Origin of the sequence: Kribbella sp. CA-245084, assembly GCF_050942355.1 — a bacterium.
Taxonomy (GTDB): domain Bacteria; phylum Actinomycetota; class Actinomycetes; order Propionibacteriales; family Kribbellaceae; genus Kribbella.
Genome location: NZ_CP192053.1, coordinates 6,527,760 through 6,550,496 on the forward strand (window position 1 = coordinate 6,527,760; position 22,737 = coordinate 6,550,496).

20 protein-coding genes and 1 riboswitch are annotated in these 22,737 nt (G+C 68.8%); of the genes, 8 read left to right on the forward strand and 12 right to left on the reverse strand.

Annotated features, from left to right (window positions below):
* Window positions 1-50: 50 nt before the first annotated feature.
* From ACQPYH_RS31060 to ilvD, 5 genes are all read right to left on the reverse strand, one after another.
* Entirely contained in the window at window positions 51-1,238 is a 1,188-nt protein-coding gene (locus ACQPYH_RS31060) for a S1 family peptidase (RefSeq protein ID WP_432878498.1), read from the reverse strand.
* Window positions 1,239-1,356: 118 nt separating this feature from the next.
* Window positions 1,357-2,376, reverse strand: a complete 1,020-nt coding sequence (gene ilvC, locus ACQPYH_RS31065; protein WP_329006056.1) for a ketol-acid reductoisomerase — start codon at window positions 2,374-2,376, stop codon at window positions 1,357-1,359.
* An 84-nt stretch (window positions 2,377-2,460) separates the two neighbouring features.
* Window positions 2,461-3,117, reverse strand: a complete 657-nt coding sequence (ilvN, locus tag ACQPYH_RS31070; RefSeq protein WP_432878501.1) for an acetolactate synthase small subunit — start codon at window positions 3,115-3,117, stop codon at window positions 2,461-2,463.
* Window positions 3,118-4,869, reverse strand: a complete 1,752-nt coding sequence (locus ACQPYH_RS31075) for an acetolactate synthase large subunit (RefSeq protein ID WP_432878504.1) — start codon at window positions 4,867-4,869, stop codon at window positions 3,118-3,120. It abuts the gene before it with no gap.
* A gap of 298 nt (window positions 4,870-5,167) precedes the next feature.
* The gene (ilvD, locus tag ACQPYH_RS31080; protein WP_432878507.1) at window positions 5,168-6,835 is read right to left on the reverse strand and encodes a dihydroxy-acid dehydratase; all 1,668 of its coding nucleotides are present in this window, start codon (window positions 6,833-6,835) and stop codon (window positions 5,168-5,170) included.
* Between the two features lie 123 nt (window positions 6,836-6,958).
* On the opposite strand from ilvD, the gene ACQPYH_RS31085 reads away from it, so the two are divergent.
* The 4 genes from ACQPYH_RS31085 to ACQPYH_RS31100 all read left to right on the forward strand — a co-directional run bounded on the left by ACQPYH_RS31085 (window position 6,959) and on the right by ACQPYH_RS31100 (window position 9,672).
* Window positions 6,959-7,480: a CHAP domain-containing protein gene (locus ACQPYH_RS31085; protein WP_432878509.1), complete on the forward strand. Its 522-nt coding sequence runs from the start codon at window positions 6,959-6,961 to the stop codon at window positions 7,478-7,480.
* Window positions 7,481-7,567: 87 nt separating this feature from the next.
* Window positions 7,568-8,287 (forward strand): class I SAM-dependent methyltransferase, encoded by a 720-nt coding sequence (locus ACQPYH_RS31090; protein WP_432878512.1) that lies wholly within the window; start codon window positions 7,568-7,570, stop codon window positions 8,285-8,287.
* Window positions 8,288-8,293: 6 nt separating this feature from the next.
* Entirely contained in the window at window positions 8,294-8,665 is a 372-nt protein-coding gene (locus ACQPYH_RS31095; protein WP_432878515.1) for a nuclear transport factor 2 family protein, read from the forward strand.
* Window positions 8,666-8,667: 2 nt separating this feature from the next.
* A riboswitch (ZMP/ZTP riboswitch) is annotated at window positions 8,668-8,744 on the forward strand.
* A 31-nt stretch (window positions 8,745-8,775) separates the two neighbouring features.
* Window positions 8,776-9,672, forward strand: a complete 897-nt coding sequence (locus ACQPYH_RS31100) for a 5-aminoimidazole-4-carboxamide ribonucleotide transformylase (protein WP_432878517.1) — start codon at window positions 8,776-8,778, stop codon at window positions 9,670-9,672.
* Here ACQPYH_RS31100 and ACQPYH_RS31105 read toward each other — a convergent pair.
* From ACQPYH_RS31105 to ACQPYH_RS31125, 5 genes are all read right to left on the reverse strand, one after another.
* Entirely contained in the window at window positions 9,662-10,195 is a 534-nt protein-coding gene (locus ACQPYH_RS31105) for an AAA family ATPase (RefSeq protein ID WP_432878520.1), read from the reverse strand. The two genes, ACQPYH_RS31100 and ACQPYH_RS31105, sit on opposite strands and share 11 nt — an antisense overlap.
* Window positions 10,196-10,253: 58 nt before the next feature.
* The gene (locus ACQPYH_RS31110) at window positions 10,254-12,521 is read right to left on the reverse strand and encodes an MMPL family transporter (RefSeq protein ID WP_432878523.1); all 2,268 of its coding nucleotides are present in this window, start codon (window positions 12,519-12,521) and stop codon (window positions 10,254-10,256) included.
* A 143-nt stretch (window positions 12,522-12,664) separates the two neighbouring features.
* On the reverse strand, window positions 12,665-12,928 hold the full coding sequence (locus tag ACQPYH_RS31115; protein WP_432878526.1) for a MoaD/ThiS family protein: 264 nt from the start codon (window positions 12,926-12,928) through the stop codon (window positions 12,665-12,667).
* Between the two features lie 7 nt (window positions 12,929-12,935).
* Window positions 12,936-14,030 carry a WD40/YVTN/BNR-like repeat-containing protein gene (locus ACQPYH_RS31120; protein WP_432878528.1) on the reverse strand — a complete coding sequence of 365 codons (1,095 nt, stop codon included), beginning with the start codon at window positions 14,028-14,030 and terminating at the stop codon, window positions 12,936-12,938.
* Window positions 14,031-14,055: 25 nt separating this feature from the next.
* Entirely contained in the window at window positions 14,056-14,985 is a 930-nt protein-coding gene (locus ACQPYH_RS31125) for a 2-hydroxyacid dehydrogenase (RefSeq protein WP_432878531.1), read from the reverse strand.
* Between the two features lie 66 nt (window positions 14,986-15,051).
* On the opposite strand from ACQPYH_RS31125, the gene ACQPYH_RS31130 reads away from it, so the two are divergent.
* From ACQPYH_RS31130 to ACQPYH_RS31145, 4 genes are all read left to right on the forward strand, one after another.
* The gene (locus ACQPYH_RS31130) at window positions 15,052-16,431 is read left to right on the forward strand and encodes an FAD-binding oxidoreductase (protein WP_432878533.1); all 1,380 of its coding nucleotides are present in this window, start codon (window positions 15,052-15,054) and stop codon (window positions 16,429-16,431) included.
* The gene (locus tag ACQPYH_RS31135; RefSeq protein WP_432878536.1) at window positions 16,428-17,714 is read left to right on the forward strand and encodes a class I SAM-dependent methyltransferase; all 1,287 of its coding nucleotides are present in this window, start codon (window positions 16,428-16,430) and stop codon (window positions 17,712-17,714) included. Before ACQPYH_RS31130 ends, ACQPYH_RS31135 begins: the two co-directional genes overlap by 4 nt.
* Before the next feature lie 56 nt (window positions 17,715-17,770).
* Window positions 17,771-18,886 (forward strand): PQQ-dependent sugar dehydrogenase, encoded by a 1,116-nt coding sequence (locus tag ACQPYH_RS31140; RefSeq protein WP_432878538.1) that lies wholly within the window; start codon window positions 17,771-17,773, stop codon window positions 18,884-18,886.
* 140 nt (window positions 18,887-19,026) lie between these two features.
* The gene (locus tag ACQPYH_RS31145) at window positions 19,027-19,491 is read left to right on the forward strand and encodes a hypothetical protein (protein WP_432878539.1); all 465 of its coding nucleotides are present in this window, start codon (window positions 19,027-19,029) and stop codon (window positions 19,489-19,491) included.
* 241 nt (window positions 19,492-19,732) lie between these two features.
* Here ACQPYH_RS31145 and gatB read toward each other — a convergent pair whose 3' ends face one another.
* Complete coding sequence (gene gatB / locus ACQPYH_RS31150; protein WP_432878541.1) at window positions 19,733-21,235, reverse strand: Asp-tRNA(Asn)/Glu-tRNA(Gln) amidotransferase subunit GatB; 1,503 nt, start codon at window positions 21,233-21,235, stop codon at window positions 19,733-19,735.
* Window positions 21,232-22,737, reverse strand: coding sequence for an Asp-tRNA(Asn)/Glu-tRNA(Gln) amidotransferase subunit GatA (gene gatA, locus ACQPYH_RS31155; RefSeq protein ID WP_432878543.1), 1,506 nt, complete (start codon window positions 22,735-22,737; stop codon window positions 21,232-21,234). The genes gatB and gatA overlap by 4 nt, the downstream gene beginning before the upstream one ends.

A 22,737-nucleotide genomic window follows, 5' to 3' on the forward strand; every position in this document is an offset into this window, starting at 1 on the left:
TCGATGGTACCGCGTCCGCTCCGGGCCTCGTTCGAGGGCCCGGATGACGGTCAGTCACTGTCGCAGCTGACCGGGGTCGCCATCGGAACGGTCCGATCGATCAGCAGCTTGCCGTTCACCCGGACCAGCTGGAAGCGCACGTCGAGCCGGTTGCAGTTCTGGCCGCCGGCGCCGGTCGCGGTCGGCGCGAACAGGATGTCGTACGACATCCGGGCGTACGAGCCGTCCGGTGCCACGTCGGTGAGCTTCGTGTTGAAGAAGTACGACGTCCGGTGGTTGTGCAGGTCCCGCGCCTCGGTCATGCCCTCGGCGAAGCGCGCCGAGTACAGCGACTGCAGCCCGCGGAAGTCCTGCTGGTTCTCGAGCGTGACGTAGTTGCCGAACAAGCGCTGCACCTCGACGTTCAACGGCGTCCCGGCAACCTGGAGCGCCGGAACGACCGCGGCCTGCGGACCACGCGACTGGTCGCAGCTCCCGGCCGTCGCGACGGTGACGCCCGACGGCGACACGGCGGCGTACCCCCGGAGGTTCTCGAGCGGGACGATCGCGCTGGCCTGCACTGTGGCGCCGGTGACGAGCCCGATCAGGCCGCCGGATCTGTCGACGACCGGGCCGCCGAGCTTGGCCGTGTTCATGACCTCGCTCAAGGCCCTCGGGTCAGCCGTCGAACCGACCTCGTTGATCGTCTGCTTGCCCGCCGCCGTGTAACCGATCAGGGCCCGCTGCGCCTTCGGGTCGGGCTCGGCCGCGGCGACCTGCATCGGCGCACCGGGCTGACCGATCGACTGCAGTACGGCGACGCCGTCCGCGCTCGTGCCGAGCAGGTTGGCCCGCCGGATCCGGCCGTCCTGCGTGATGATCACGATCGACCTCGGGTCGGCCACCGCCGAGGCCGCGGTCAGGACCCGGCCGTTGTCGATCAGTACGCCGGATGCCTCGCCGGTCGAGCCGCACGTCGTCGCGAGCACCCGGACCACCGCCGGGCCGGCCGACTTCAGTATTTCGTCGGTGTTGATGTCCAGGCGCTGCTGATGGACGAACCAGCCCGCGCCGGCGCCGCCCGCGGCGATCACCAGCAGGACGACGAACCCGGCCAGGATCCGGCCGAAGATCCACGGCCGCCGGGCCGGCGGTTGCGGTGCGGTGAGCCGGCTGGGAACCTCCAGTTGCGTCAGCGAACCGGCGTTCGCGGGGATCCGCCGAGGCGGCCGCGGCAGCCCGTTCCTGCCGTCCTCCACCGCCGGTCACCTCCCCCGCACTCACCTGCCTGAAACAACCATTACCGTCACACATTGTGTCAAAGGAAAGGGCCCGGACCATCCACCTGGACGGTCCGGGCCCTTCAGATCCTGCAGGTCAGCGGGCGGCCGAGCCCTCGACGTAGTCGTCGTCGTGGGACTTGACCCACGCCATCAGGCCGCGCAGCTCCTTGCCGACGGCCTCGATCGGGTGCTCCTGGCTCTTCTTGCGGAACTCGGCGAACTCCGGCGCGCCGGCGTCCTGGTCGGCGATGAAGCGGGCCGCGAAGGTGCCGTCGGTGATGTCGCCGAGGACCTCCTTCATCCGCTGCTTCACCGACGCGTCGATGATCCGCGGGCCGGACACGTAGTCGCCGTACTCGGCGGTGTCGGACACCGACCAGCGCTGCTTGGCGATACCGCCTTCGTAGATCAGGTCGACGATGAGCTTGAGCTCGTGCAGGCACTCGAAGTACGCGACCTCGGGCTGGTAGCCGGCCTCGGTCAGTACCTCGAAGCCGTTCTGGATCAGCGCCGACACACCACCGCAAAGGACGGCCTGCTCACCGAACAGGTCGGTCTCGGTCTCCTCGGTGAAGGTGGTCTTGATACCGCCGGCCCGCAGACCGCCGATGCCCTTCGCGTACGAGAGCGCCAGGTCCCACGCCTTGCCGGTCGCGTCCTGCTCGACCGCTACCAGCACGGGTACGCCGCGACCCTCGGTGTACTCGCGGCGGACCAGGTGGCCGGGGCCCTTCGGCGCCACCATGAAGACGTCAACACCGGCCGGCGGCTTGATGTAGCCGAACCGGATGTTGAAGCCGTGACCGAAGACGAGCGCGTCGCCGTCGACCAGGTTCGGCTCGATGGCCTCCTTGTAGAGCTTGCGCTGGGCCGGGTCCGGCGCGAGTACGACGATGACGTCGGCCTCCTCGACCGCCTCGGCCGGGCTGAGCACCCGCAGGCCCTGGGCCTCGGCCTTGGCCCGGCTCTTCGAGCCCTCCGGCAGACCGACCCGGACGTCGACGCCGGAGTCGCGCAGCGAGAGCGCGTGGGCGTGGCCCTGGGAGCCGTAGCCGAGGACGGCCACGTGGCGGCCCTGGATCACCGACAGGTCGGCGTTGTCGTCGTAGAACATTTCAGCTGCCACTTGCGGCACTTCTCCATTCCATTGAGTTTCCGGCCTTGCGGCCGTACTCGCGGTCGGGGTTGAAAGCGTTGTTCAGTGTTGATTCGGTACGGCGGCGGCGGCCCGGCCTGGCGGCGGGCCCGGCACCGGGTGGTTCGCGGGGTTCGTGTGGCTCGCGCGTTCGGCGGGTCGTGCCTGCACGGTCGGCGGACCCGACTGGACGTGCGGCGGAGGCACCGGGACCGGCCGCAGGGTGCGGTCGGAGATGGAGCGGCTGCCCCGGCCGATCGCCACCATGCCGGACTGCACCAGCTCGCGGACGCCGAAGGGTTCCAGCACCCGGAGCATGGCTTCGAGTTTCTCGGGATTGCCGGTCGCCTCGATCGTGATCGCGTCCGGTGCCACGTCCACCACCTTCGCACGGAACAGCTGGACGGTCTCCAGCACCTGTCCGCGGGTCAGGGTGTCCGCCTTGACCTTGACCAGCAGCAGTTCGCGCTGAACCGTCTGGCTGGGCTCGAGCTCGACGATCTTGATCACGTTCACCAGCTTGTTCAGCTGCTTGGTGATCTGCTCCAAAGGCTGCTCGTCCACGCTGACCGCGATGGTCATCCGGGAAACCTCGGGGTGCTCGGTCGGACCGACCGCGAGCGAGTCGATGTTGAAGCCCCGCCGCGAGATCAACGCGGCCACCCGGGCCAGCACACCGTGCTTGTTCTCGACCAAGATGCTGAGAGTGTGCTTGGACATCTACAGCTCCTCCCCGTCCCACTTGGGGGCCATGTCGCGGGCGATCTGGATCTCGTCGTTGCTGACGCCGGCGGCGACCATCGGCCACACCATCGCGTCGCGGTGTACGACGAAGTCCACGACGACCGGCTGGTCGGTGACCGACATCGCCTTGTCGATGGTGGCGTCGACGGAGTCCTTGTCGGAGCAGCGCAGCCCGACGCCGCCCATCGCCTCGGCCAGCTTGGCGAAGTCCGGGATCCGGGCCGAGTGCAGGTCGGTGTTGGAGTAGCGCTTGTCGTAGAACAGCGTCTGCCACTGGCGGACCATGCCCAGCGACTGGTTGTTGATCACGGCAACCTTGATCGGGATGCCCTCCAGCGCGCAGGTGACGAGCTCCTGGTTCGTCATCTGGAAGCAGCCGTCGCCGTCGATCGCCCAGACGGTCTTGTCCGGGCGCGCGACCTTGGCACCCATCGCGGCGGGTACGGCGTACCCCATCGTGCCGAGGCCGCCGGAGTTCAGCCAGTGGCGCGGCTTCTCGAACGGCAGGTAGTGCGCGGACCACATCTGGTGCTGGCCGACGCCCGCGGTGTACACGGCATCCGGTCCGGCGATCTTGCCGATCCGCTCGATCACGTACTGCGGGGAGAGCGTGCCGTCCTCGGGCTCGTCGTACGCCACCGGGTACTTCGCGCGGACCGCCTCCAGCTGGCCGCGCCAGGCGTCGTACGACGGGGTGCGGCCGGAGCTCGCGATCTCGGTCCGCAGCGCCGCGATCAGGTCGGTGATGACCTCCTTGCAGTCACCCACGATCGGCACGTCGGCGGCGCGGTTCTTGCCGATCTCGGCCGGGTCGATATCGGCGTGGATGACCTTCGCCTCGGGTGCGAACGAGTCGAGCTTGCCGGTCACCCGGTCGTCGAACCGGGCGCCCAGCGTGATCAGCAGATCGGAGCGCTGCAGCGCGCCGACCGCGGACACCGAGCCGTGCATGCCGGGCATCCCGAAGTGCAGCTCGTGGGTGTCCGGCAGCGCGCCGCGGGCCATCAGCGTGGTGACCACGGGGATCCCGAGCAGCTCGGCGAGCTCCTTCAGCTCGGCGCTGGCCTGGGCGCGGATCACGCCGCCGCCGACGTACAGCACCGGCTTCTCGGCCGCGGCGATCAGGCGGGCCGCCTCACGCACCTGCTTGGGGTGCGGGCGGGTCACCGGCCGGTAGCCGGGCAGCGCGAGCTCGGTCGGCCACTGGAAGTCGACGCCCTTGGTCTGCATCGCGTCCTTGGTCACGTCGACCAGCACCGGGCCGGGCCGGCCGGTGGAGGCGATGTGGAACGCCTCGGCGATCGTGGTGGCGATCTCGCTCGGGTCGGTCACCAGGAAGTTGTGCTTGGTGATCGGCATCGTGATGCCGCGGATGTCCGCCTCCTGGAAGGCGTCGGTGCCGATCGCGGCACCGGCCACCTGACCGGTGATGGCCACCATCGGCACCGAGTCCATGTACGCGTCGGCGATCGGCGTCACCAGGTTGGTCGCGCCCGGGCCCGAGGTCGCCATGCACACGCCGGTCTTGCCCGACGCGGCGGCGTACCCCTGGGCGGCGTGGCCGGCGCCCTGCTCGTGACGTACCAGGATGTGGCGGATCTGGGTCGAGTCGAGCATCGGGTCGTACGCCGGGAGGATCGCGCCGCCCGGGATGCCGAAGACGGTGTCCACTCCGGCATGTTCCAGTGCGCGGATCAGAGCCTGTGCCCCGGTCAGCTGCTCACTCATGAGTGCCTTCCCTCAGTCCTGTCACGATGTTTGCCCATTGAAAGCTGTGCTGTCGCGACCGATCCATCCTCGCTTGTGGCTGCTGTCCGTGCGTCTCTGGGTCGCAGATAGTCGCATTGGCAACAAAAAACCCCTTCGGCCGGGTTGGCTGAAGGGGCGCGCTCGACTCGGTGGTCGCGTCAGTCGGCGCGCCGCACAAGTACGAGGAGAATCGATCGCATGTAGGCATTATTCGCCGACAGACCGCGACCGGGTCAAGTTCGGCGCCTCCGTGTCTCATATTTTGATACATCCGTCCCTAAATGCAGACAGCGCCCTCGGATGCGGACCGCACCAGGCGGGTGTACTTGCCCAGCACGCCCTTGGTGATCGCGGGCGCGTTCGGGGTCCAGCCTTCCTTGCGGCGTTCGAGTTCCGCGGGGTCGACGAGCAGGTCGAGCGTCCGGTTCGCGACGTCGAGGGTGATCCGGTCGCCGTCGCGGACGAACGCGATCGGCCCGCCGTCGACGGCCTCGGGCGCGACATGCCCGACGCAGAGTCCCGTCGTACCGCCGGAGAAACGGCCGTCGGTCAGCAGCAGCACGTCCTTGCCGAGACCCGCGCCCTTGATCGCGCCGGTGACCGCGAGCATCTCGCGCATCCCCGGACCGCCCTTCGGGCCCTCGTACCGGATCACGACGACGTCGCCGGCATTGAGATCCGGTACGGCGTCCATCGCGGCGCGCTCGCCGTCGAACACCCGCGCCGTACCTTCGAAGACGTCGGAGTCGAAGCCCGCGCTCTTCACGACCGCACCTTCGGGGGCGAGCGAGCCGTGCAGGATCGTGATGCCGCCGGTGTGGTGGATCGGCTTGTCGAGCGCGCGGATGATCGTGCCGTCGATGTCCGGCGGAGCGATGTCGGCCAGGTTCTCCGCCATGGTCTTCCCGGTCACGGTCAGGCAGTCGCCGTGCAGCAGGTCGGCATCGAGCAATGCCCGCATGACCACCGGGATCCCGCCCACCCGATCCACATCGGTCATCACGTACCGCCCGAACGGCTTCAAGTCACCGAGATGCGGGACCTTGGCGCCCACCCGGTTGAAGTCGGCGAGCGTCAGCTCCACCTCCGCCTCCCGGGCGATCGCCAGCAGATGCAGAACCGCGTTGGTCGAACCCCCCAGGGCCATCACCACAGCGATCGCGTTCTCGAACGCTTCCTTGGTGAGGATCTGGCGGGCGGTGATGCCCTTCTGCAGCAGCCCCACGACAGCCTCGCCGGACTTGCGCGCGTAGCCGTCACGACGACGGTCGACCGCCGGCGGCGCAGCTGAGCCGGGGAGCGACATACCGAGGGCCTCGGCGGACGCGGCCATCGTGTTGGCGGTGTACATCCCGCCGCAGGCGCCCTCGCCCGGGCAGATCGCGCGTTCGACGGCGTCGACCTCGTCGCGGGTGATCAGGCCGCGGACGCAGGCGCCGACCGCCTCGAACGCGTCGATGATCGTCACGTCCTTGTCGCCGAGCTTGCCGGGCATGATCGAGCCGGCGTACAGGAAGACCGACGCGAGGTCGAGGCGGGCCGCGGCCATCAGCATGCCGGGCAGCGACTTGTCGCAGCCGGCCAGCAGCACCGAGCCGTCGAGCCGCTCGGCCTCCATCACGGTCTCGACCGAGTCCGCGATGATCTCGCGGCTGACCAGCGAGTAGTGCATGCCGACGTGGCCCATCGAGATGCCGTCGGAGACGCTGATCGTGCCGAACTCGAGCGGGTACCCGCCGGCCGCATGCACGCCGTCCTTGACGGCCTTGGCGAGCCGGTCCAGGGACAGGTTGCACGGGGTGATCTCGTTCCAGCTGGAGGCGACCCCGATCTGCGGCTTGGCCCAGTCGTCGTCACCCATCCCGACCGCGCGGAGCATCCCCCGGCTGGCGGTGGCCTCCAGCCCGTCGGTCACTGTCCGGCTGCGGGGCTTCACATCGACCATGCGGGTCACTCTATGCCTTCGTAACTTAACGACACTGTGATTGCTTTGTGTTGTTAGTTAATTACATACTGATTCTGCTAGCCGCCCGGAGGATTTGTCCCGATTCCGAAACGGAGCAAGCTGATGCGCCCCACATTGCGACTCCTGCTATCCGCTGTCGTGCTGTCCCTGCTGGGTTCATTGCCGTTGACCGCGAGCGCGGCCGACACCAGGACGAAGATCGTGAACGCCGCCAACGGCGAGGTCGGACAGGGTGAGACGCCGCCCGGCAGCAATTGCAATCCGTACGGCGCTTGTGAGTCCTGGTGCTCACATTTCGCCACCTGGACCTGGCGCAAGGCCGGGAGTGACATCCCGAACTACGGCTTCACCGGTGACATCTACACCTGGGGCCAGCGCAAGGGCCGCGCCCATTCCGGCAATACCGGGATGAAGCCTGGCGACATCGTGCTCTACGGGACCGGTCCGCAGAACACGAGTACCAGCCTGCACACCGGCGTTGTAGTTGCTACTGGCAACGGCAAGATCACCACCGTCGAAGGCAACTCGCACGACAAGGTCCAGAAGCTCGGGCCGTTCGATCCGAAACACGCTCAGGCGGCCGGGCGCCCGGGAAACATCTATGGCTGGGTCTCCGCGCAGTAATTCCGCTGACGAGCCGGTGCGGTTCTCGCCGACCGCACCGGCTCTTATTTCGTTGCTCCCTCTGCGGCTCGCTTCTAGCATCGCCGGGTGACTGACGATCCGTACGGCGACGAACAACTGGTCGAGTTGTACGACCTCGACAACCCAGACGGTGACGACCACGCCTACTACCGGGCGCTGGCCGCTGGGGCCCGCAAGGTTCTGGACTTCGGTTGCGGCACGGGCCTGCTCACCCGCTCGCTCGTGGCACCGGGTCGCGCGGTGATCGGCGTGGACCCGAGCCCGACGATGCTCGACTACGCTCGCCGCCAACCGGGTGCCGATGCAGTCACGTGGATCGACGGAGACTTCCGCGCCGTCGAGCCCACCGGCGACGCAGACCTCGTCATCAGCGCCGGCAACACGATCATGCACCTCGGTAACCAGGCCGAGGTCTTCACGGCACTCGCGGGCGTGCTCCGGCCAGGCGGGATCATCAGCTTCGAGTCCCGCAATCCCGCAGCCCGCGCATGGGACCAGTGGACCCGCGACACGACGTACGGCGAACGCGACACCCCCGTCGGCCACCTCGTCGAATGGATCGACCTGATCGACGCCACCGACGGCCAGGTGATCTTCGACGCCCACAACGTCTTCCCCGACGGCCACGACGCCATCTACCGCACCACCCTCCACTTCCGCTCCCCCGACGCCATCACAGCCGACCTCCACGCAGCAGGCTTCACCGACATCGTGGTGCGCGGCGGCTGGCACGAGCCACTGACCGATGACTCACGTCTGCTGGTCTTCCACGCGACGAGGAGCTGACCGGCCGTGGACCAACTCCAGGCATACATCGACGGATGGCGGCGGCACGACATCGCCGCCGTCCTCGACACTCTGACCGACGACTGCGTCGTGATCGAGTGCTACGGGCCGGTCTACCGCGGCAAGGCGCGCGTCGAGCAGTGGATGAACGCCTGGTACGGCGCCGGCGGCACCGTCGACGCGTGGGACATCACCGCGCGAGACAGCACCGGCGAACTGCTCGTCGCCGAGTGGCATTTCGAGTGCACGTGGAAGGGCGAGCCCGGCGCATTCGACGGCGCGACGGTCGCACGGCTCGACCGGGGGCGCATCGGGTATCTCCGCGAGTACGCGACCACAGCCCCGCTCTACGACTGGACCGGCGCCTGGCGCGACTAGGCTAGAGGCACCGCGACTGGCGAGGGTGGGGTACCACCGGGGAGCGAAGAGTAAGGCGTCGTCCGCCTGGGCGCCTCCGATTGAGCTCGGAGGTCCTCGTGCGTTATGGGATGAATCCACATCAGGCGGCCGGGATGGCGGCGGTCGATCGTGCGCCGTTCACGGTGGTTTCGGGTGCGCCGTCGTACATCAATGTGCTGGATGCGCTGACCGGGTGGCAGCTTGTGCGGGAGGCTGCGCGGATGTTCGGTGTGCCGGCGGCTGCGTCGTACAAGCATGTGTCGCCGGCCGGGGCGGCTCTCGGCGGGAGCGTGGTCGAGGCTTATGCGCGGGCGCGCGACGCCGATCCGAAGTCGTCGTACGGCGACTTCGTGGCGGTCTCGCATCCCATTGACTTGGAGCTTGCCGACAAGCTGAAGCGGGTTGTTTCGGACGGGATCATCGCGCCCGGGTACGACGAGGGTGTGGTCGAGCTGCTGGCGGCGAAGAAGCGTGGGACCTATCTGGTGCTGGAAGCGGATCCCGGCTTCGAGCCGCCCGCCGAGGAGGTGCGCGAGATCTACGGCATGCGGTTGACGCAGGAGCGGGATGCGCTGCCGCTGACGCGCGACCTGCTCGACGAGGCCGTGCCGGACGACGCAGCGCGGGACCTGCTGCTGGGGATGATCGTTGCCCGGTACACCCAGTCCAACACCGTCGCGATGGTGAAGGACGGGATGGCCATCGGCATCGGCGCCGGACAACAGTCCCGGGTGGACTGCACGCGGCTGGCCGGCGAGAAGGCGCAGTTGTGGTGGTCGCGCCGGTCGGACGAGCCGCTGACCGGTGTCTCGATGGTGTCCGACGGGGCGCTCCCGTTCATCGACAACGTCGAGGAGGCCCATCGCCACGGCGTCACTCACATCGCCGAACCCGGCGGCTCGATCCGCTCACCCGAGGTCGCCGCCGCCTGCGCCGACCTGGGGATCACCTGGTCCTCAACGGGAGTGCGCCTGTTCAGGCACTGAGCAAGTAGTCGCCTGAGGCAACCACTTTGCGGACCTCGGCAGCAGTCGCAGCGGGATCGAACGTCGAGGTGTCGATCGCGTGCGGCTCGAGCTCGCCGAGGTCCGCGAACGCCCCGTGCAGGCCGGTGATCGCCTCGACGTCCTTCAGTTCGCCGGCGGCGCGGGACCGTGCCCGCTCGAGGGTCGTCGCCAGGTCCGGACGCAGTACGACGTACGACATCGACCAATCGCACGAGGCCGCACGGAACGGTGCGAGGAACCACGGACCGATGATCCCGTCGACCACCACGTCGTACCCGCCGTGCGCATAGACCGAAACCGTCGCCACGATCGCGTCGACGACAACCTCGTTCTGCCGTTGCGCGCCGGGCAGGTACGGCGCGATGAAGCCGGTGCGGATCGCCCGGTAGAACTCGTCGGTCGTGATGTGCACGGTCGGCCGCGGCGCGTCGGTCGCGACGAGCCGGGCGACTGTGGTCTTGCCGGAGCCCGGCGGGCCGGTCAGCAGAAGGACGTTGCTCATGACGCCCGACGCTAACCAAACCCGCCGGCAAACTGCAGTCTTTTCTTTTCGGTCCGGATCAGCCGGGGACGTCGATCTTCTCCTTCGCCGGCTCCGGCGGTGCGGGCGGCGGACCACCCTCGAGCTGGATATCGGGGACGATGCGGTCGAGCCAGCGCGGCAGCCACCAGGCCCGATCGCCGAGCAGCGTCATCACCGACGGCACCAGGATCATCCGGACCACGCTGGCGTCGATCAGTACCGCGACGGCCATCCCGACCGCGAGCATCTTCACGGTCGGGTCGTCGTCCAGCACGAAGCTCAGGAAGACCACGATCATGATCGCGGCCGCGGTGGTGATGACCCGGGCCGTCGCGCCGATCCCGATCGCCACCGCGCGGTGGCTGTCCTTCGTCGCGATCCACGCCTCGTGCACCCGGGACAGCAGGAACACCTCGTAGTCCATCGACAGGCCGAACACGATCGCGAACATCAGCATCGGCACGAACGACGGGATCGGCACGTTCTCGTCGATCCCTACCAGCGACGATCCCCAGCCCCACTGGAAGACCGCCACGATCACGCCGTACGCCGCCCCGACCGACAGCAGGTTCAGCACCGCCGCCTTCACCCCGATGAGCAGCGAGCGGAACGCCACCGTGAGCAGCAGGAACGCCAGCACGACGACAGCCCCGATCAGCCACGGCATCCGGCTGCCCACCTTCTCGGTGAAGTCGACGTACCCGGCCGTGGTGCCGACGACGTACGTCGGTTCCTGCTGGCCGGACAGCACGTCGTCGCGGATCCGGTTGACCAGGTCCTCGGTCTCGGCCGACGAGGGCGAGGTGGTCGGGATGACGTTGATGATGGCCGTCGTACCCGCGCTGTTCGTGTTCGGCGGCTGGACCGCGGCGACCCCTGGCGTCTTCTGCAACGTGGAGCTGAGTCCGCTCAGCAAGGTCTGTTTGTCACCCGAGGACGGCAGCTGTACGACGACCGTCAGAGGGCCGTTGGCGCCGGGACCGAACCCTTGCGCGATCAGGTCGTACGCCTTCCGGCTCGAGTCACCGGCCGGATCGGTGCCGGCGTCGAGCTGGCCGAGGTTCATCGAGAGCAGCGGGATCGCGAGGATGAGCAGCACCAGTGTCGCGGCGATCCCGTAGGGCCACGGCCGATCGCTCACCTTGCGGCCCCAGCGAGCAAAGGCACTCTGCTCGTGCTTGGTGTCGCGGCGTTCGCGTTCTTCCGCACGGTGCGCGGCGATCGCGGTCTCGTCCGCGAGGCCGGCCTCGAGCTCGCGTTCGTCGGCGAGGTGATGGCGGTCCTTGCGGTTCAGCACCGTGAACTTCGCCAGGCCGAGCAGCGCCGGGATCAGCGTCAGCGCGGCCAGCACCGTGACCGCGACGACGATCGCCGACGAGAGGCCGAGCGCGCCGACGAACGGTACGCCGGACACGTACAGCCCGAGGATCGCGATCACAACGGTGCCACCGGCAACCAAAATCGCAGCGCCCGACGTGGACTCCGCGCGGCCCGCCGACTCGACGACGCCCATGCCATCGTCCAGTTGCTCACGATGTCGCGACACCAGGAAGAGGCCGTAGTCGATCGCGACCCCCAACCCGAGCAGTGTCGCCACGGTCGGCGCGGAGACCGGGAAGTCCTTGACCGCCGCGAGCAGCCCGAGGACCGCCAGGCCGCCGCCGACGCTGAAGACCGCCGCCACCAGCGGCAGTCCGGACGCGACCACCGACCGGAACATCAGGAACAGCAGCAACAGCGCGAGCGCGAGACCGATCGCCTCCGACGGGCCGTCGTCCGCCTGCTTCCCGATCTGCCCCGTGCCGCCGCCGTACTCCACCTGCAGCCCGGCGGCTCGCGCCGGTTCGACGGCGGCGTCGAGCTTGTCGACGTACGACTTGTCCAGCGACGCCGGCACGACCGAGAACGAGACCGGCGCATTGACGATGGTGCCGTCCTTCGAGATGTACGGCGACGGTGTGGTCGAGGAGCTCTGCGCCAGCGGATCGACGGCGCTGACGACGTCGGGCAGCTTGCCGACGGCCTCCATCGACGACTTGACGGCGTCGGCGTGCTCGGACACCGTGCCGGTCTTGGCGTGGAACACGATCGAGCCCGAGTACCCGCCGGCGCTGGCGAAGTCCTTGTTCAGGATGTTCAAACCAGCGGACGATTCACTGCCCGGAACCGTGTAGTTGTTGACGTACGTGCCGCCGAACGCGGACCGCAGTACGAACAGGCCGACTACCACGACCAGCCAGCCGGCGATCACGAACCAGTGGAAACGTGCCGCTCCCCGGCCGAGCCGATCCAGAAACGCATGCATGGGTGCCCCCTGCCCCCGGGCGCCCCCCAGACGACGGCACAGCCGCCGGTCCCATCTGGCGAAGATAAATCGGCCCTGACCGGGCTCACAACCCCTCGGCACCGACAGTCACCGAACCGCCACCGGTCGGTGACAGAGGGTTCTCAGCCGCCCGCCACGCTCGGCAGGATCAGCAGCTCGTCGCCGTCGGCGAGTGGCGTTTCGAGGCCGCCGAGGTCGCGGATGTTGTCGTCGCGCAGATAGATGTTCACGTGCCGTCGGACCGCGCCCTGGTCATCGGTGAGCCGGCGGCGCAGCGGCGGGTCCAGCGCCGCGAACGCCTCGGCGACGGTCGTGCCTTCGACCTCGACCCGCTCGGCGCCGCCCGCGAACGGGCGGAGCACGGTGGGCAGGCGGACGGCGATCATGCGGCCGTCATCCGACGACGGCGGCGCGCACCGTGAGTACGTCGGGAAGGTGCCGCGCGACCTCGACCCAGCTGTCGCCGGCGTCGGCGCTCGCGTAGACGCAGCCGTCGCGCGTGCCGACGTACACGCCGGCCGGATCCGCGGTGTCGGTCGTCATCGCATCCCGCAGTACGGGCACGTACGACACGTCGGGCAGGCCGGTCGACAAGGGCTCCCAGGTCGAGCCGGCGTCCCGCGACCGATACACGCGACACTTCCCCTCCGTCGGGATCCGGTTGGCGTCCGCGACCAGCGGGAACACGTAGATCGTCGAAGGCTCGTGCGGGTGCACCACGATCGGGAAGCCGAAGTCCGACGGCAGCCCGTCCGCGATCGACTTCCAGATCGCGCCGCCGTCGTCCGACCGGTACACGCCGTGGTGGTTCTGCGCGAACATCCGCTCGGGTACGTCGGGATGCCCGGCGAGCTTGTGCACACACTGACCGAACTCGGGGTACGGATCGGGGAAGAACTTCGCCTGGATGCCCTGGTTGGCCGGCGACCACGACGTACCGCCGTCCGTGGTCTGGTAGACGCCGCCGGTCGACATCGCCACGCTGACGCGATCGGGATCAGAGGCGTGCGGGAGCACCGTGTGCACGGCCTGCCCGCCGAACCCGGCGTCCCACTCGGTCCGGTGCGGATGGTCCCACAACCCGCGGACGAGCTCGAACGTCACTCCCCCGTCGGTCGACTTCCACAGCGCGGACGGCTGCGAACCGGCGTACACAACACCGGGCTGGCCGGACGGTCCCGGCTGGATCTGCCAGACCCGCTCGAGCGAGGCTTCGGCATCGGCCGGGAAGCCGATCGAGCCCTCCGGCGGCTCGGCCCAGGTCGCGCCGAGGTCGTCGGAATGGAAGACCGCCGGGCCCCAGTGCTCGCTGGTGCCGCCGACGAACAGCCGCGGCCGGTCGCCACGGGTGTCGATGCCCACGGCGTACACGCCCTGCATCTCGAACTCCGGGACCGGTCCGTCCAGCCGCCACTGCTTGCGGGCAGCGTCGCTCCGGCCGATCCAGAGACCCTTCTTGGTTCCGATCAGCAGTACGGCCTCGGACATCGTCGTCCTCCTCCTAGCGTTCCTTCTATCGTTGCGGTCCTGCGACCACGTTGATCAGCGGTTCGCCGGACGCGTAGCGCTCGAGCTGCGCGCGGACGAGCCTGGCCACCCGCGGCGCGAATGCCGTCGACGCCCCGCCGCGATGCGGATTGATCAGTACGTTCGGAGCAGACCACAGGGGATGTCCGGCGGGCAACGGCTCGGGGTCGGTGACGTCCAGGGCGGCGCTGATGCGGCGCGTGCCGAGCTCGGTCAGCAGTGCGTCCGTGTCCACCACGACACCGCGCGCGACGTTCACCAGCAGCGCGCCGTCCTTCATGCTCGCCAGGAACTTGGCATCCACCATCCGCGTCGTCTCCGGCGTGGCCGGCGTCAGCAGTACGACGACGTCCGCGCGCGGCAGCAGCTCCGGCAGCTCGGAGATCGGGTGTACGCCGTCCCGCTCCCGCCGCGCGACCCGGATCACCTCGCACTCGAATCCGCTCAGCCGCCGTTCGAGCGCCTCGCCGATCGCGCCGTACCCGAGGATCATCACCGTCCGGTCCGCGAGCGAGTCGTCGACCTCGTCGTACGAGTCCGGCCAGACCGCCCGCTCCTGATCGCGGACGGCCCGCGGCAGCCGCCGGTACGTCGCCAGGATCAGCCCGACCGCCAGCTCGGCCGTCGACGCGTCGTGGACACCGCGCGCGTTGCACAACGTGACGCCCTCGGCAAGCCGCGACTGGACGTGCTCGAACCCGGCCGTCTGCAGCTGCACGACCTTCAACGCGGGCATCTCACGGACGATGTCAAGCACGTCGCCGCCGCCCATGTAGCTCGGCACGTAGAACTCCACCTCGTCGAGCGATGCCGGCCGCTCGCCGCCGGCGTAGAACTCCACGTCGTACCCCTTGGGCATTCCGCCGAGGAAATCGTCGGGGTTCTCCCAGGGCAGCCAAGCCCGCACGTCAGCCATGTGACGAACCTACTATCCAGCGACTTTTCCGGTGCCGGAACGGGTGCATCGTCGTACTCTGGATCGGTGCCTTCGACATCGGATCTGGCGGCGACGCTCGCCCACGATCAGGCCGTCGGGCGACTGCGGGAGTCGTACGAGCGCATCCCGCAGGGCGACCCGGTCCGGCTCGCGAAGCGCTCCTCGAACCTCTTCCGGCCGCGAACCGAGCTCGACCGGCCAGGTCTGGACGTCTCCAAGCTGACCGGTGTGATCGGCGTCGACCCGGCCGCGCGGACGGCCGATGTCCAGGGCATGTGCACCTACGAGGACCTGGTCGCCGCGACCCTGCCGTACGGATTGACGCCGATGGTGGTGCCGCAGCTGAAGACGATCACGCTCGGCGGCGCGGTGACCGGACTCGGCATCGAGTCGTCGTCGTTCCGGGCCGGGCTGCCGCACGAGTCGGTGCTCGAGCTCGACATCCTCACCGGCGCCGGTGAGCTCGTCACCGCTCGCCCGGACGGCGAGCACGCGGACCTGTTCCGGATGTTCCCGAACTCGTACGGCACGCTCGGGTACGCGACCCGGTTGCGGATCGAGCTTGACAAGATCTCGCCGTACGTCGCACTGCGGCACGTGCGGCTCGGCCTCGACGAGCTGGCTCCGGCGATCGACGAGGTCGTTGCCTCAGGCGCGTATGACGGCGACCCGGTGCACTTCGTCGACGGGGTGGTGTTCAGCCCGGCCGAGGCGTACCTGACGCTCGGCCGCAACAGCGACGCCGCGACCCGGACGAGCGACTACACCGGCCAGCAGATCTACTACCGCTCGATCCAGCAGCGGCAGCAGGACTTCCTCACCGCGCACGACTACCTGTGGCGCTGGGACACGGACTGGTTCTGGTGTTCCGCGGCCTTCGGCGCGCAGCAGCCCGTCGTACGGCGGTTGTGGCCTCGACGTTGGCGGCGGAGCGACGTGTTCCACAAGATCGTCGGCTTCGAGAACCGGCACCAGGTGGCGGCACGGATTGCCCGGCGCCGCGGGCAGCCGGATCGTGAGCGTGTCGTCCAGGATGTGGAGATCCCGGTCGGCCGACTGGCGGACTTCCTGCGCTGGTTCGACGCTGAGGTGGGGATGCGGCCGGTCTGGTTGTGCCCGCTGCGGCTGCGCGGCTCGTCGGATTGGCCTTTGTATCCGCTCAAGCCCGGCGAGACCTATGTGAACGCCGGCTTCTGGGGCACCGTGCCGATCGCGCCCGGCGCCGCCGACGGGGACGTCAACCGGCGGATCGAGGCGGCGGTCACCGAGTTCGGCGGCCACAAGTCGCTGTACTCCGACGCCTACTACGACCGGGAGACGTTCGACCGGCTGTACAACGTGCCGGCCCTGACCGAGGTGAAGAAACGCTACGACCAGAATGCCCGGCTCACCGGGCTCTACGAGAAGGCGGTGACGCGCCGATGACGACGCTAGCGACCCAGGTATCGATCGCCGAAGCCCTCACGACCGTGATGCCGGGCGGGCTCCCGTTCCGCTTCACGGCGTACGACGGCAGCGCGGCCGGACCGGAGGACACGCCGATCCACATGCACCTGGCCACCGAGCGCGGGCTGTCGTACATCCTGACGGCGCCCGGCGACCTCGGCATGGTCCGCGCGTACGTGATGGGCGATCTGGAGATCACCGGCGTCCACCCGGGCAACCCGTACGAGCTGATGCGGCTGATCCTCGACAGCTTCCACTTCCAGCGGCCGTCGGCCGCGGAGGCGCTGCGGATCGTCCGCAGTCTCGGCTGGAGCCACCTCAAGCCGCCGCCTCCCCCGCCGCAGGAGCATCTGCCGAAGTGGCGGCGTACGTTCGAAGGGCTGCGGCACTCGAAGGCACGCGACAAGTCAGCGATCCACCACCACTACGACGTGTCGAACACGTTCTACGAGTGGGTGCTCGGGCCGTCGATGACCTACACCTGCGCCGTCTATCCGACTCCGGACGCGACGCTGGAGGAGGCGCAGTACGAGAAGTACGACCTGGTCGCGCGGAAGCTCGACCTGAAGCCGGGTATGCGGCTGCTCGACGTCGGCTGCGGCTGGGGCGGGATGGTCCGGCACGCGGCGCGCGAGTACGGCGTACAGGCTCTGGGCGTGACGTTGTCGGCGGCGCAGGCGGAGTGGGCTGCCCAGGCGATCAAGCGCGAGGGGCTCGAGGACCGGGCCGAGGTGCGGTACCTGGACTACCGCGACGTACCCGAGCGGGACTTCGACGTGATCAGCTCGATCGGACTGACCGAGCACATCGGCGTCCGCAACTACCCGTCGTACTTCGGGTTCCTGCTCGACCGGCTGAAGCCGGGCGGCCGGCTGCTCAACCACTGCATCACCCGGCCGGACAACCGCTTCCGCCACACCGGCGCGTTCATCGACCGCTACATCTTCCCCGACGGCGAACTGATCGGCTCCGGCCGCATCATCGCCGAGGCCCAGGACGCCGGCTTCGAGGTCCGCCACGAGGAGAACCTCCGTGAGCACTACGCCCTCACCCTGACCGCCTGGAACGACAACCTCGTCGCCCACTGGGACGAGGCCGTCGCCGAGGTAGGCCCCGCCACCGCCAAGATCTGGGGCCTCTACCTCGCCGCCAGCCGAGCCGGCTTCGAACACAACACCATCCAGCTCCACCAGGTCCTCGCCGTAAAGCCCGACGACCGCGGCAACTCCCACTTCCCCCTCCGCCCCACCTGGGGAAGCTGAACCATTCGTGGACCTGCGGTGTAGTAAGTAGGGCAGGTCTAACGGAGGAGTCGGGTGTGAGCGGTACGACGGTCAGGCGGCGGGGGCGGGCCGCGGTGGTGGTTGCGGCGTTGGCGTTGGCCAGCGGGTGTTCGGAGGCGACGCCGAGTAGTTCGAGTTCGGCGTCGGCTCCGTCCACTGCTTCGACGGTGGGCGGGCCGGCCGCGGTGAAGTTGACGGTGGCCTCGACGGTCGCGACGGGGATCGAGGTGCCTTGGGGGTTGGCGTTTCTGCCGGACAAGAGTGCGTTGGTGGCGGAGCGGGACTCGGGGAAGGTCAAGCGGATCGCCGGTGGGCAGGTGTCGGAGGTCGGCACGGTCGACGACGTCAAGTCCTCGTCCGAGGGCGGGCTGCTCGGGCTGGCGGTGGATCCGGGGTATCCGGGGAAGCCGTACATCTATGCGTACTACTCGGGCGGCGACGACAATCGGATCGCGCGGATCACGTACCAGGACGGGAAGCTGTCCGACCAGCAGGTGATCCTGGAGGGGATTCCGAAGGCGGCGATCCACAACGGCGGGCGGCTACGGTTCGGGCCGGACGGATTCCTGTACGCCGGGACCGGCGACGGCTCGGACCGGCCGAACTCACAGGACGACAACTCGCTCGGCGGGAAGATCCTGCGGATCACCACCGACGGGAAGGCCGCGCCGGGGAACCCGGACGGGCGGGTGTGGATCACCAAGGGGCACCGGAACGTGCAGGGGCTCGCGTTCGACGGGAACCAGCTGTACGCCGCGGAGTTCGGGCAGAACACCTGGGACGAGCTGAACGTGATCACGCCCGGCTCGAACTACGGGTGGCCGGCCGCCGAGGGGATCAGCCAGCTGGACGGGATGACCGATCCGATCGCGCAGTGGCACACCGCCGACGCGTCGCCGTCGGGGATCGCGTTCGCGCAGGGGCACATCTTCATGGCGTCGCTGCGCGGTGAGCGGTTGTGGGCGATACCAGTTGCCGACGGCAAGCGAATCGGCGAGCCGCAGGCGTTCTTCACCAACAAGTACGGGCGTCTGCGGACGGTCGAGCTGGCGCCGGACGGGTCGTTGTGGGTGACGACGTCGAACACCGACGGCCGAGGGCAGCCGCACGACGGCGACGACCGCATTCTCCGGGTGACGCTGAGCAGTTGAGAGATGGGGCACGTCGTAGGAAGTCAACCGTTTCAAGTCTTGGGTCGTCTGGTACTTGTGAAGTAAGCAGACGACCTGAGGAGGAGATCGGTATGCGGACCGGCCAGGGGCCCGGCGTTCCCAGCAGTGTGATCGCTGCGGTGAGCACTTACGAGGATGCTCAGCAGACAGTGGACTACCTGCGAAGTTACGGGATGGACGCGGGACGCCTGGAGGTGGTCGGCGCCGGACTCCGCCAAGCGACCAGACACAGGATCGTCCCCGTCGCGCGACTCACCGGGGTGGGCGCGCTGCAAGGCGCGGCGCTCGGCGTACTCGCGGCCGTTTTCATCACGCTCGTCGCCGAGACCACGCTCAACGGTCTGGCCGTCGTGGTCTGGGGCTTCGTGTACGGCGTCATCGTCGGCACGCTCTGGGGTCTGTTCCGCGGCCTCATCCGCAACCGCCCCGACGCGGTCATCACGCAGGTCCTCCCCACCACCTACGAGGTCCGCTGCCCCACCGACGAACTAGCAGTAGCCCAAACCCTCCTCGCCGACGGAGAAGACGGCCGCGTCGAACGTGAGGTCATCGCCGACGCTCCCCAACACAAAAACGCAGCCTAAAAACACCCGCCCCTCGCTCCGCTCGGGGCGGGGATGGGGAATCTAAGCCCCGTGCTGGGCTGGGTGAGCTGAAGCGAGCCCCGCTCGGCACGGGCACCGGTGCCAGCCCGCCCGCGAGGGACCGATGCCAGCCCCGCTCGCACGCGACTGGTGCGAGGGCCGCTCGCGGCAGGTTGAGTTTCCTGCGGGCTAGCGGCCGGGCGTCAGCTGATTGGCTGGCGCCCGGCCACCAGTTGTGGGCTTAGATACCCAGTTTTTCGTTGAGGAGCTGGCGGACCTTGGCTGCGTCTGCCTGGCCTCGCATGTCTTTCATGACGGCGCCGATGAGGGCGCCTGCTGCGGCTGGTTTGCCGGAGTTGACCTTTTCGACGACATCCGGGTTGGCGGCGATTGCGCGGTCGATCGCCTCCAGGAGCGGGCCGTCGTCCGAGACGAGGGCCAGGCCGCGCTTCTCGATCACCTCGGCGGGGGTGCCTTCGCCGGCCAGGAGGCCTTCGAAGACCTGGCGGGCCAGCTTGTCGTTCAGCGTGCCGTCGTCTACCAGCTTCTGGACCTCGGCGACCTGCACCGGACCGACGCCGAGCGCGTCCAGCTCCTGGCCCGACTCGTTGGCCGAGCGAGCCAGCTCGCCCAGCCACCACTTCTTCGCGGCCGCCGGCGGGACACCGAGCTCGACCGTCGCGACGATCGGCTCGAGTGCGTTGCCGTTGATGACGTCGCGCATCTCGAGGTCGGTGAACCCCCAGCCCTCCTGCAACCGCGCCCGCCGCACGGACGGAGCCTCGGGCAGCGTCGCGCGCAGCTCCTCGACCCACTCGCGGGACGGCGCGACCGGCACCAGGTCAGGCTCCGGGAAGTACCGGTAGTCGTCTGCGTCGGACTTCTCTCGCCCGGACGTGGTGACGCCCGTGTCCTCGTGCCAGTGCCGCGTCTCCTGCAGCACCTTGCCGCCGGATGACAGCACCGCCGCCTGCCGGGTGATCTCGTAGGTGATGGCGCGCTCGACCGAGCGGAACGAGTTCACGTTCTTGGTCTCGGTGCGGGTCCCGAGCGTCGAGGAACCCTTCGGCTTGAGCGAGACGTTCGCGTCGCAGCGCAGCGAGCCCTGGTCCATCCGGACGTCCGAGACGTCCAGCGACAGCAGCAGGTCGCGCAGCATGCTCACATACGCCCGGGCAACCGCCGCGGCCTTCTCCGGCGGCACCTCGATCGTCTTGGTGACGATCTCGATCAGCGGGATGCCGGCTCGGTTGTAGTCGACCAGCGAGTGCGAGGCGCCGTGGATCCGGCCGGTCGCGCCACCGATGTGGGTGGACTTACCGGTGTCCTCCTCCATGTGCGCGCGCTCGATCTCGATCCGGTACATCTCCCCGTCGACGACGACCTCGGTCCAGCCGTTGAACGCGATCGGCTCGTCGTACTGCGAGGTCTGGAAGTTCTTCGGCATGTCCGGGTAGAAGTAGTTCTTCCGGGCGAACCGGCACCACTCGGCGATCTCGCAGTTCAGCGCCAGGCCGATCTTGATCGCCGACTCGACGCCGCGCGCGTTCACCACCGGCAGCGCGCCCGGCAGACCGAGGCAGACCGGGCAGGTCTGCGTGTTCGGCGGCGCGCCGAACTCGGTCGGGCAGCCGCAGAACATCTTCGACTTGGTGTTCAGCTCGACGTGGACCTCGAGGCCCATCACCGGGTCGTACTGCGCGAGCGCGTCGTCGATCTCGAGAACATCTGCAGCAACAGTCATCGGGTCACCTCCAGCTCCGGAGCCTTGGTCATCAGTACGCCGCCCCACTGCTCGGCCAGCGCGGACTCCAGCGCGGCGCCGACCTGGTAGCACAGGTCGTCGCGCATCACCGGCGCCATCACGTGGAAGCCGACCGGCATGCCGTCCTCGTCGGCGAGGCCGCACGGGAACGACGCGGCCGCGTTACCGGCCAGGTTGGACGGGATCGTGCACAGGTCGTTCTTGTACATGGCGATCGGGTCGTTGACCCGGTCACCGATCGCGAACGCGGTCGTCGGCGTCGCCGGCGAGACCAGGACGTCGACCTGCTCGTAGGCCTTCGCGAAGTCGCGGGCGATCAGCGTCCGCACCTTCTGCGCCTGCCCGTAGTACGCGTCGTAGTACCCGCTCGAGAGCGCGTGCGTACCGAGGATGATGCGGCGCTTCACCTCGGCGCCGAAGCCGGCCTCGCGGGTCAGGCTCGTCACCTTCTCCGCGCTGTTCTCGCCGTTGTCGCCGACGCGCAGGCCGTACCGCATCGCGTCGAACTTGGCCAGGTTGGACGAGGCCTCGCTCGGCAGGATCAGGTAGTACGCCGGCAGCGCGTACTCGAAGTGCGGGCAGGAGACCTCGACCACCTCGGCGCCGAGCTTGGTGAGCAGCTCGACCGCCTCGTGGAAGCGTGCCTCGACACCCGGCTGGTACCCCTCGCCGCCGAGCTCCTTGACCACGCCGATCCGCAGACCGGCGACATCACCGTTGCGCGCGGCCTCGACCACGGCCGGGACCGGCTGGTTGATCGACGTCGAGTCCATCGGGTCGTACCCGGCGATCGCCTCGTGCAGCAGCGCCGCGTCGAGCGTCGTCCGTGCACACGGACCGGGCGTGTCCAGCGAGGACGCCAGCGCGATCAGCCCGTACCGCGAGGTGCCGCCGTACGTCGGCTTGACGCCGACCGTGCCGGTGAACGCACCGGGCTGGCGGATCGAGCCGCCGGTGTCCGTGCCGATCGCGAGCGGCGCCTCGTACGCCGAGATGGCCGCGGACGAACCGCCGCCGGAACCGCCGGGAATCCGGCCCAGGTCCCACGGGTTGTGGGTCGTGCCGTACGCCGAGTTCTCCGTGGAGGAGCCCATGGCGAACTCGTCCATGTTGGTCTTGCCGAGGATCACGATCCCGGCCGCCTTCAACCGCTTCACAACGGTCGAGTCGTACGGCGGCTTCCAGCCCTCGAGGATCTTCGAACCGGCCGTGGTCGGCACACCCTCCTGGGTGAGCACGTCCTTCAGCGCCAGCGGCACGCCGGCCAGCGGGGCGAGCTGCTCGCCCGCCGCGCGCTTGGTGTCGACCGCCTTGGCCTGCGCCAGCGCGCCTTCGGTGTCCACGTGCAGGAACGCGTGCACGTCACCGTCGACGGCGGTGATCCGGTCCAGGTGGGCCTGGGTGATCTCCACCGAGCTGGCCTGCTTGGACGTCATCAACTCCGCGAGCTCGGCCGCGGTCTTCCTGGTCAGGTCAGACAT